Annotated in this window: 11 protein-coding genes and 1 tRNA gene; 7 read left to right on the top strand and 5 right to left on the bottom strand. The window is 50.9% G+C overall.

Features of this window, described 5'->3' with window-relative positions:
• Positions 1-224: 224 nt before the first annotated feature.
• On the top strand, positions 225-755 hold the full coding sequence (locus tag ABJU74_RS05740; RefSeq protein WP_109355750.1) for a CarD family transcriptional regulator: 531 nt from the start codon (positions 225-227) through the stop codon (positions 753-755).
• A gap of 101 nt (positions 756-856) precedes the next feature.
• Here ABJU74_RS05740 and ABJU74_RS05735 read toward each other — a convergent pair whose 3' ends face one another.
• Entirely contained in the window at positions 857-1,255 is a 399-nt protein-coding gene (locus tag ABJU74_RS05735) for an MAPEG family protein (RefSeq protein WP_348383202.1), read from the bottom strand.
• Between the two features lie 216 nt (positions 1,256-1,471).
• Here ABJU74_RS05735 and rpmF point away from each other — a divergent pair, with 216 nt between their 5' ends.
• From rpmF to ABJU74_RS05715, 4 genes are all read left to right on the top strand, one after another.
• Positions 1,472-1,651 (top strand): 50S ribosomal protein L32, encoded by a 180-nt coding sequence (gene rpmF / locus ABJU74_RS05730; protein WP_348383201.1) that lies wholly within the window; start codon positions 1,472-1,474, stop codon positions 1,649-1,651.
• 68 nt (positions 1,652-1,719) lie between these two features.
• Positions 1,720-2,763 (top strand): phosphate acyltransferase PlsX, encoded by a 1,044-nt coding sequence (plsX, locus tag ABJU74_RS05725; RefSeq protein WP_348383200.1) that lies wholly within the window; start codon positions 1,720-1,722, stop codon positions 2,761-2,763.
• Positions 2,760-3,731 carry a beta-ketoacyl-ACP synthase III gene (locus ABJU74_RS05720; protein ID WP_348383199.1) on the top strand — a complete coding sequence of 324 codons (972 nt, stop codon included), beginning with the start codon at positions 2,760-2,762 and terminating at the stop codon, positions 3,729-3,731. Before plsX ends, ABJU74_RS05720 begins: the two co-directional genes overlap by 4 nt.
• 247 nt (positions 3,732-3,978) lie before the next feature.
• Positions 3,979-4,920 (top strand): helix-turn-helix domain-containing protein, encoded by a 942-nt coding sequence (locus ABJU74_RS05715; RefSeq protein WP_348383198.1) that lies wholly within the window; start codon positions 3,979-3,981, stop codon positions 4,918-4,920.
• Positions 4,921-4,924: 4 nt separating this feature from the next.
• Here the strand turns inward: ABJU74_RS05715 and ABJU74_RS05710 are convergent.
• Together ABJU74_RS05710 and ABJU74_RS05705 are read right to left on the bottom strand one after the other, a co-directional pair.
• A tRNA-Val gene (locus ABJU74_RS05710) sits at positions 4,925-4,999 on the bottom strand.
• Between the two features lie 43 nt (positions 5,000-5,042).
• Complete coding sequence (locus ABJU74_RS05705; protein WP_348383197.1) at positions 5,043-5,420, bottom strand: response regulator; 378 nt, start codon at positions 5,418-5,420, stop codon at positions 5,043-5,045.
• Positions 5,421-5,560: 140 nt separating this feature from the next.
• Here ABJU74_RS05705 and ABJU74_RS05700 point away from each other — a divergent pair, with 140 nt between their 5' ends.
• Positions 5,561-6,451, top strand: a complete 891-nt coding sequence (locus ABJU74_RS05700; protein ID WP_348383196.1) for an N-formylglutamate amidohydrolase — start codon at positions 5,561-5,563, stop codon at positions 6,449-6,451.
• Positions 6,452-6,658: 207 nt separating this feature from the next.
• Here ABJU74_RS05700 and ABJU74_RS05695 read toward each other — a convergent pair whose 3' ends face one another.
• Entirely contained in the window at positions 6,659-7,438 is a 780-nt protein-coding gene (locus tag ABJU74_RS05695; protein WP_348383195.1) for a SapC family protein, read from the bottom strand.
• 60 nt (positions 7,439-7,498) lie between these two features.
• Positions 7,499-8,950 carry an FAD-binding oxidoreductase gene (locus ABJU74_RS05690; protein ID WP_348383194.1) on the bottom strand — a complete coding sequence of 484 codons (1,452 nt, stop codon included), beginning with the start codon at positions 8,948-8,950 and terminating at the stop codon, positions 7,499-7,501.
• Between the two features lie 139 nt (positions 8,951-9,089).
• Here ABJU74_RS05690 and ABJU74_RS05685 point away from each other — a divergent pair, with 139 nt between their 5' ends.
• Entirely contained in the window at positions 9,090-9,584 is a 495-nt protein-coding gene (locus ABJU74_RS05685; protein ID WP_348383193.1) for a hypothetical protein, read from the top strand.
• The last annotated feature ends 133 nt before the right edge of the window (positions 9,585-9,717 follow it).

The raw sequence follows: 9,717 nt of genomic DNA, 5'->3' as shown, positions 1-9,717 counted from the left end.
AAGCGGGCGGATGCCCGCGCCCGGTGCCTGAGGTCCTAAAAGTTGTGCGATGCAACGATAAATTGCTTTTTTGTGACGAATCTGTTAACACTAATGTTGGTTAGCGGCTGGGCACGGGGGGTGTTCGGTCGTTATATATATGAACAAAAGGGTTTATTTGTCGGGGTTTTTGAAAAATTTGACCGAATTAATCCTGTTTTTCCATAGAGAAAGAAAGGCTTTTTATGGCTGCGAATACGCTGTCCTTTGATGTGGGCGATTATGTGGTTTATCCTAAACATGGTGTGGGCCGTGTTATCGAACTGCAAAATGAAGAAATTGCTGGGATGCAATTGGAACTTTATGTTCTGCGCTTTGAAAAAGAACGCATGACATTGCGGGTTCCGATGAACAAGGCCGAAGGCGTCGGCATGCGCAAATTGTCATCCGACAAAACGCTGAAAGAAGCGCTGGAAACACTGAAAGATAAGCCCAAAGTCAAGCGGTCCATGTGGTCACGCCGGGCGCAAGAATATGAGGCGAAGATCAATTCTGGTGATCTTGTTTCGATCGCGGAAGTCACTCGTGACTTGTTCCGAGCCGATGATCAGCCCGAGCAAAGCTATTCCGAACGGCAGATTTTCGAAGCTGCCTCTAGTCGTCTGGCCCGTGAACTGGCCGCGATGGAAGAAACCGATGAGCCGACTGCTCTGACAAAAATTCTTGAAATTCTGAATATTGCGGCGCCGCAATATTATGAAGTCAAAGAAGACTAATGTGCTGAGATTGATCTTAGCCTAATGGATAAGAGGGCCGCCCAGAAATGGTGCGGCCCCTTTTTTTGCGCGGCAGATCGGGCGCATCCGGCGCAATATCGTTATCCAGCGGGTGTCATGTACGGAATAGCAATAGCCCATCCGCCGAGACCGAGCATGATCAACATGGTCAAGATGGTGCCGATCATTCGGCCCTTGCCCAATGCTCCGCCATCCATGCCAAGCCCATGCGCGAGCCGGCCCACCATATAAAGGCCGCCGACAATCCAAAGCCAGATCGGAGAGCCGCTGGACCATTCTATTGCCGCGATAAGAATCAAGACGATCGGAGCGCTTTCGCCAAAATTGGCATGCGCGCGCATACGCCGGATAACTTTTTCATTCCCGCCATCACCGACATCGACTTTTTCGGATGAACGGACCTGTCCAACCCGAATCATCAGCCAGATGTTGATCAGCGCTGCTGCGCCAGCAATAGTCAAAGTAATTGGTAGAACCATGGTTTCCCCTGCCTTTGTCGTTTTTCCGACCTATCTATAGTAGTAGAATGCTTGCAACGCACAGGAAAATCGTTATAGCCGCCGTTCGCGTGCAATTTGTTGATTGTATGAGGCAGGTGATTCTCTCAATATATTCAGAGACTGGCTTGTCGATAACAGGCATTTAACCTATTGCGCAGATATAAGACATTTGAAATTTAAAGAGCAGGCTTAGCAATGGCTGTCCCTAAACGAAAAACTACGCCGTCCAAGCGCGGAATGCGCCGTTCCCATGATGCTTTGAAAGTAGAAGCATATCAGGAATGTCCCAATTGCGGTGAATTGAAGCGCCCACACCATATGTGTGGAGCCTGCGGCTTTTATAATGGCCGTGAAGTTATGGCGGTCGATCTGTAGTCTTTTGGACTCTAATCGATTAACGTCGCGACTATCACGCAATCAAATAAGGGGAATAACCGGTGGGGATGAGGCCGCGAATCGCAATTGACGCGATGGGCGGCGATGTCGGCCCGCAGGTTATGGTCGCTGGCGCGGCGCTTGCCCGCCATCGCCACGAGGGGTTTCAATTTCTCTTTGTTGGCGACGAAGCGAAAATTAAGGAAGCGCTGAAAAGCCATCCTAATCTCAACGCCGCATCTGAAATCTTGCATGCCGAAGACATTGTGTCGGGTGATGCTAAGCCCAGTCAAGCGCTGCGTGGATCCAAAAAAACATCGATGGGTATGGCCGTTGGAGCGGTAAAATCCGGTGAAGTCAGTGCAGCGGTTAGTGCAGGCAATACGGGCGCCTTAATGGCGATTTCGAAATTGGCATTGCGGACCATGGCGGGCATTGACCGCCCGGCTTTGGCCGCCTTGTTGCCGACGATGAAAGACAGCGATGTAGTCATGCTTGATCTCGGTGCCAATGCCGAATGTGACAGTCGAAATCTGGTCCAATTTTCGGTCATGGGCGCGGCCTATAGCCGGATCATGCACGGGTTTGAAAAACCAACTGTCAAATTGCTGAACATCGGGACCGAAGACGGTAAGGGAACGGGCACCTTGCAAAATGCTGCTGATATGCTGAAAAATACCAGCGGTCTGGCGATGGATTTTCAGGGCTTTACCGAAGCGGATAAAATTTCCACCGGGGAAGTGGATGTCATTGTCACAGATGGGTTTTCTGGCAATATCGCGTTGAAAGCCCTGGAGGGCACCGCACGTTTTGTCACGGATTTGCTGAAACGCAGTTTTTTGAGTTCCTTGCGGTCTAAAATTGGTTTTCTGATTTCGCGCCCGGCGACGGAGCTTTTGAAGGAACATCTTGATCCGAATAATCATAATGGCGCGGTTTTTCTGGGTCTCAACGGCGTGGTCGTAAAAAGCCATGGCAGTGCCGACGAAAAAGGCGTAGCCAATGCGGTGGAAGTAGCAGCAAGGCTGGTAGAGGATAGCATCTTGGAGCGGATAAGCGAAGATCTGAAAAAAATCAGCGCCGAGGCTCCGTTGGAAGTCACCGCGAAATGAGTGTTGGGACCGCCCGACGCGCGGTCATCAAGGGCACGGGCTCTGCTTTGCCGCGAACCCGGGTTTCCAATGCTCAACTGGCCGAAAAAGTAGACACGACCGACGATTGGATTGTCGAGCGCACCGGTATTAAGTTTCGTCATATAGCGGAAGCGGATGAAACCACATCGACGCTTGCCGTCGAAGCGGCTCGCAAGGCGCTTGATGCTTCGCCTTTCGGTCCACAAGATATTGATCTTATAGTTCTCGCAACAGCGACGCCGGATCAGACGTTTCCGGCTACCGCAACGATTGTGCAAAATGAATTGGGCTGCAATGGCGGCGTCGCTTTTGACGTGGCTGCGGTCTGCTCCGGCTTTCTTTATGCGTTGTCGGTCGCAGAGAGCATGATCCGTGCGGGCAGCGCCCAAAATGCCATTGTCATCGGCGCGGAGACGTTTAGCCGCATTCTAGATTGGGAAGATCGCGCGACTTGCGTTCTTTTCGGCGATGGCGCTGGCGCGGTAATATTATCGGGTGAAGAAACGGACAAAGGCATTTTGGCGACGCGATTGCACGCGGATGGTGCGCATAACCAATTGCTTTATGTCGATGGCGGTGCCGGAACCACTGGGACGGTTGGTAAATTGCGGATGAAAGGGCGTGAAGTGTTTCGCCACGCCGTCGTGAATCTGTCTTCTGTTTTGCAAGAAGCGCTCGAAGCAGCAGGCGAATCGATCGCCGATATTAATTGGGTGGTGCCGCATCAGGCCAATGCGCGGATATTGGATGCCACCGCAAAAAAACTCGACCTCGCGCCTGAAAAAGTGATTAAAACCGTCGATCAACATGCGAATACATCAGCCGCCTCTGTGCCTTTGGCGTTGGACGCGGCGGTGCGTGATGGACGGATAAATACCGGCGATCTTTTGGTGCTAGAGGCGATGGGCGGCGGTTTTACTTGGGGTGCGAGCGTCATTCGCTACTAAAGCCCCGACCAGCTAATAAAGAAATATGTTGCACGGGTTATGCGGAGTGGCGGCCTTCCACTTGTTGGAAACGACCTATTCGTCGTTAAATAGGCATATTGGTCGAAAGACCGTTGAGATACTATTTTAACTGCCAATAGTGTCTCCAATGGATCCAGCAAATTCAAATAATCTCCGAATATCTGCTCAATTTTTGTTCCAATTATTCCGCAGCTGCCAGGTTCTGGGTGCCCGTAGACCGATTTTATTGACGGCATCGGATTTGTCGGCCTGGCAATTGCGTGATCCCCAGGCAATTTTTGACAGTTATAGGCTAACCGCCATGTGCAATGCTGCTGCAGGCGAATTACAACAAGACAGCATTTACGCCGCAATTGGCAGCGGGATGATGCCAACGGGATTTTCCGATAGCGGCTATGCCGCCTTATTCGAAGAGACAGTGGGTGATGCGTTATGTGCTTTTGCAATGACGATGGATCTCGGGGTCGACACGCCGATGTTGCGCTGGCAACGGACCGGTTCGACATGTCGCTTGATTTGGGACCGGCAACATCCGGCGGGTTACGATTTGACTGCGATTATATTCGCTCTTCTTATCGAGGCCAGTTTGGTTCTGACCGAAGGCCGGGCTTCGCCGATAAAAGCAGCCTATTTCCAGCATCGAGCGCCGCGCCATCTTCTTGGCAATTTGGTGAAAGCGAATCGTCCTGCGAAAGTTCCGAGCTATTTCAACCAGTCACAAACCTGTTTGGAAGTGCATCCGCATTTGGTCGACTTACCCAATCCGCTGCGCAATGCGATGGTTGCCGGGGTTAATTTGGATCAGCTAAACCGTTTAAATCGAGGCGTTAGAAAATCGCTATCTCTGACCAATCTCAGTTATAATTATCTGTTCCGACTATTGGATAAGTCCGGCCTCAGCCTTGAAGCGGCGGCAGAAACATTTGGCATGGCGGAACGGACTTTGCGGCGCAAACTGGTGGCTGAAGGTGCTTCTTTTCGGCAAATATTAGAGCAAGTGCGCAAAGATGCCTGTTTGCTTTATTTCTTGGAATGCCGGCGGTCATTGACGGATATTGCGATGAAATTGGGCTATAGTGAACTGAGCGCCTTCACTCGCGCCTATTCGGCATGGCACGGCCGGTCACCGAGTCGGGATCTGGCGGTTCATATTGCACTTGCTGCCTGAAAAATGGTGGGCGTAGAGAGAGTTGAACTCCCGACCCCTTCGATGTCAACGAAGTGCTCTACCACTGAGCTATACGCCCACGCTGCAGGCCGTCTAGCCAGCCGCCAGACGGGGTGCAAGACTTAATTCAGTTCGCCGATACTATCTGGTTCAAATAGCCGCTGCACTTCGAGGACCAGATCTTTCAAATGGAACGGTTTGGACAAAATTTTGGCCTTGGGAACGGATTCACCCGCGCGCAAAGTCACGCCAGAAAAGCCGGTAATGAACATGACCTGGGTATCGGGAGAAATTTTGGCACAATGTTGAGCCAACTCAATTCCGTCCATTTCGGGCATCACAATATCCGTCAGCAGCAGATCAAATTTTTCCGACTCCAAATAAGGCACAGCGGCGGTTCCGCGGTCTACCGCAACCACTTCATAATTGGATTTTTGCAAAGCGCGGGTGAGATGATCGCGCATCGCTTGTTCGTCTTCCGCTAGGAGAATTCTGATCATTGCTTGGGTCATTCCCTATTACCGTCACCATAAAATCGGGCTGTTTATGCCTAAAATCCTCTATAGGCGCAAATCTCTTAATATTTTGGTTCTGCTGATGAATTTTATGCGATAACGTCCTCACAAGCGGATGGATTTTTATGACGGCCGAGACAATTGAAAATTTAATGCACAATCTATCCGAAGATGGGCCTTTTACTCATCATAATACTGCACCGTTAGATTTCCCCCTGTTGATCAGCGTGCCGCATGCCGGCCGGGTCTATCCGCGGGAGTTATTAGACAATCTGGCGGTGCCTGTAGCGCATCTTTTGCGCCTGGAAGACCGATATGCGGATCGCTTGGCAAGTGCCGCCATTGCAGCGGGCTTTCCGGCCATTATCGCCCATCATCCCAGAGCCTGGGTGGATTTGAATCGTAATCCCACGGAATTGGATGCCGACATGATTAATGGTTTGACGCAATCCCAATTACCCGCGCCGAGCCGGAAAGTGCGCGGCGGCCTAGGACTGATTCCCAGCCGATTGCACGGTACGGGTAATTTATGGCGGAAGAAATGGCAGTGGGACGCGGTCCGCGATCGGATTGATCAATGCCATGAACCCTATCATCACAGCATTGCCGAAATTATGGAGCGGCTTCGGGCTAAATTTGGTTGCGCCTTGCTCTTAGATATTCATAGCATGCCGCCGCCGAACCCTGACCCGGATGGAACCGATATAGTTGTGGGCGACCGGTTCGGACGCAGCGCTGGCTCTCGTTATTCCGAGCGGTGCATGTCCTTTCTGGATTTGTCTGGCTTCAAAACGCGCCTTAATCATCCTTATGCCGGGGGATATATATTAGAGCGCCACAGTCATGTCGAACGCGACATGCATGCTATTCAACTCGAGGTTAACCGGGATTGTTACCTTGATAGCGCGATGCGGGAACCATCCGCGCTCTTGCCCGATATTGCGAATTTGGTGCTGAAACTGGCGCAGCATCTCGTTGATCACGCCAATTCACAATTCTTGCTCGCCGCCGAATAATATTGGGTGTCGCACGGGCGATGATCAAAAAAAACCACCCCGCTACAAGAGCGAGGTGGCCAAGGTTCAGGGAGGTGGCATTCTTCGAACGCCTGCACCGGTTTAATCGGGGGATGTGAACCGGTACGACTCGTAATGTGGTCTCTTGTGATACGACTTGCAAGACCCAATTGTGAATTTATTGGTCCGCAATGGTTCGAATAGCGCTCAAACCGTCGGTGCTTCGGAGACTTGCGGAACTTTGCCAGCTTCGACTTGTTTCGCAAAAACTTCCCGCATGATCTGCAGCGAGAAGAGATGTGCATAAATAAGCGGCAACATACCATTTTGGTTGATTTTGCGCAGTTCATCACCGCGTAAATCGCGCAGTTTTTCTTCATTGACCATCTGAAAACCGCGATAGACAAACGGTTGTTCGACTCCGGCTTGTTGGATAGCCACTTCTCCGTCCATCAGCAGGTCTAATTTTTTGAGTTCTTCAACAAATTGTCCGGTCCGTTGGCCCGCTTGCTCGAATTGTTCGCAAAATTCCAAAATACTCTTGGTTTTTTCCGAAGGCTGATCCTTGTCAAACAAAGGTTCGCCTTCTTTATACTCACCAATTGCGCCGGTTGTCGGATCAAAGCAAAGGGACAATTCCTCTGCATCAGGTCGCAATTTGGCGAGCATGAAAGGATAGCGGCGGACATAGGCCGGAATATAAGCCAATTGATTGAACCGGCCATCATCCCCCATGAAAGTATTCACTCCTTCATTGAGACCCATAAGAATGAGAGGAACGCTGTTTTCGCCCATCGAAAAAACAATCGGGTAGTTGCGAGCCGCGTTCAAAAATTCGTCTATTGTCAATGGAACAGCATGTTGTTCTTGCATGAAAGAAGCATCATCGAGACCTTTGACTGTCCATTTTGCGTGATCCTTCGAATTGAGCGGAACGAGATCGTTGTAGAACATTGGAAGGGCTTGAGCTTGAGGCGCGCTGGCCATATGAAATTCTCCGAAAAATATTTGTCAGTTAGGTAATATGTTGCACCGGCTTTAAGTGGCCTAGGAGTGAGACGCAAGAGGAACTAGCTTGCCCGGATTCATTATATTTTTTGGATCAAGACCTCTTTTTATGGCTGTCAGCGCCAAAATACGGGCATCACCAGATAATCTTTCTAACTCATCCCGTTTGCTTTGACCGATGCCATGCTCAGCAGAAATTGAGCCGCCAGCATCCACCACCAAGTCATGCACTTTGGGAGAAATGGTTTCCGATGAATCACGCATCCATTTATTTCCGGCCGGTCCGGTTTTGATATCGCGCGGCGCTTTGACATGAAAATGGACATTGCCATCCCCCATATGACCAAATGCAGCCACTTCTGTACCCGGGAAGGTCGTTTCAATTTGCTCGCCCGCCTGGGTGATGAAATTCGCCATTTCGGCTACAGGCACGCTGATATCATGTTGCAATGCCGGGCCCGTGGCGCGTTCCGCTTCGGATATGGAATCGCGAATTTTCCAAAAAGCCTCAGCTTGTGTTTCATTGGCGGCGAGGACCGCATCATCGATCAAACCTTGTTCCATAGCGTCCGCGAGCAGACTTTCGACCAATTGCATCGGATTATCAGCCGAAGGTTGGTCGCGAACAAATTCGATCAGCACATTCCAGTCATTGTCGCCGGTTAAGGGTGCACGGGTATCAGGAATATGCTTCAACACGGCGGCGAGGCACGTGTTGGGGATAATTTCAAAACCTTCCAATGCTTCGCTTTGCCGCATGTTGAGAAATTGAAACAGCTTATAAGCGGCTTGTGGGGTCGCGAGTCCGACCCACGCTACACAGCGGTCGACGAGCGAAGGTACAGTTTTCAATGTGGCAGCGGTGACGATGCCCAAGGTTCCTTCTCCACCGATTAGCAATTGTTTGAGATCATAGCCGCGATTGTCTTTTTTCAATGCTGACAATCCTTCAAATATACTGCCGTCGGGCAAAACGGCTTCCAGACCCGCTACGAGGGCGCGCATGGTTCCGTGCCGCAGGACCTGTGTGCCTCCGGCATTTGTCGAAACCAATCCGCCGATCGTGGCGGATCCTTTTCCGCCCAACGTCAAGGGAAAGCGCTGATTTTGGGGTTCCAGCGCCTCGTGAAGGGTTTGCAGGATCACGCCAGCGTCACAAACGGCAAGTTGATCCTCAGCATGAATATGCCGAATTTGGTTCATGCGGCGCAGCGACAAGAGAACGGAATTTTGTTCCGGATCTGGGGTGGCGCCGCCAACCATACCGCTATTGCCGCCTTGCGGAACCAAGGCAATCGCATGTTTGTGCGCAATTTTTACAATTGCAGCAACTTCTGCTGTGGAAGCTGGTGACACCAAAGCCAGGGCCGTCCCTGTATAACGCCCCCGCCAATCGGTGAGCCATGGCGCCATGTCCTCTGCAGCGCAAGTGAAGCCTTTTGGCCCCACTATTTCCGCCATGTCATTGAGCCAATCCGGTGTTGACGACATTCCCAGCTCCAATTTTTTGAACAATGGCTCCGATATAGATAGTTATTGGTGATGCGCCAACAATTGATCTGAAAATATAGTTCATCAATTGTTCAATCACCGTTACTATATCCGAGATCATGATAATCAGGGGTTTTCGGTGAGTCTTTCACTCTTTGTGTCATTGTTGCTAGCGGCACCCGTTTCGGCAGAGTCGCCAAGCCCGACGACGTCTTCGGCGAGAGAAGGTGTTTTTGTCAGTCCAACGGGCCTTCAGTTTGCACAGGTACGAATAGAAAAGCGCGTGATCATTAGGGTGCCAAGGCGCCGGCCTCTCGTGGCTTCGGCTTTGGCTGATGTGCCCCGCAACGCCGCACCCAGAAGCTATCGCGAGAAGAAAATCGGTAAATGTCTGCCGATGAGAAACATACTTGGTGTGCAGAGATTTGGCGAACGCTATCTCGATCTGGTGACGAGAGACCGCCAGCAGATTCGTGCAAGGCTGAAGAAGAAATGCCAGGCACGGAGCTTTTATTCGGGTTTCTACATGGAAAAATCACGCGATGGTAAAATCTGCGTGAACCGCGATATATTGCATTCACGGACCGGATCTAAATGTGAGATTGATCGGTTCCGGTTACTGGTGCCAGAATAGCGATCGTAATTCCTGCAATAGCTAGCCTAGGCGATCGCGCTTGATAACTTGACAAAAGCAGCGATTCCCACCATCCCCGCGAACAGCTTTTACAGGCGTGTGGATTGTGCGATTATGCACCGTAATATTCCGG

Source organism: Parasphingorhabdus sp. (genome assembly GCF_039982415.1).
Lineage (GTDB): Bacteria > Pseudomonadota > Alphaproteobacteria > Sphingomonadales > Sphingomonadaceae > Parasphingorhabdus.
This window is presented reverse-complemented; position numbering and strand designations above follow the sequence as displayed.

Coding starts and splice junctions, on each gene's coding strand:
- ABJU74_RS05740 (WP_109355750.1), top strand. CDS start 225: ATGGCTGCGAATACGCTGTCCTTTGATGTGGGCGATTATGTGGTTTAT.
- ABJU74_RS05735 (WP_348383202.1), bottom strand. CDS start 1,255: ATGGTTCTACCAATTACTTTGACTATTGCTGGCGCAGCAGCGCTGATC.
- rpmF (WP_348383201.1), top strand. CDS start 1,472: ATGGCTGTCCCTAAACGAAAAACTACGCCGTCCAAGCGCGGAATGCGC.
- plsX (WP_348383200.1), top strand. CDS start 1,720: ATGAGGCCGCGAATCGCAATTGACGCGATGGGCGGCGATGTCGGCCCG.
- ABJU74_RS05720 (WP_348383199.1), top strand. CDS start 2,760: ATGAGTGTTGGGACCGCCCGACGCGCGGTCATCAAGGGCACGGGCTCT.
- ABJU74_RS05705 (WP_348383197.1), bottom strand. CDS start 5,420: ATGATCAGAATTCTCCTAGCGGAAGACGAACAAGCGATGCGCGATCAT.
- ABJU74_RS05700 (WP_348383196.1), top strand. CDS start 5,561: ATGACGGCCGAGACAATTGAAAATTTAATGCACAATCTATCCGAAGAT.
- ABJU74_RS05695 (WP_348383195.1), bottom strand. CDS start 7,438: ATGGCCAGCGCGCCTCAAGCTCAAGCCCTTCCAATGTTCTACAACGAT.
- ABJU74_RS05690 (WP_348383194.1), bottom strand. CDS start 8,950: ATGTCGTCAACACCGGATTGGCTCAATGACATGGCGGAAATAGTGGGG.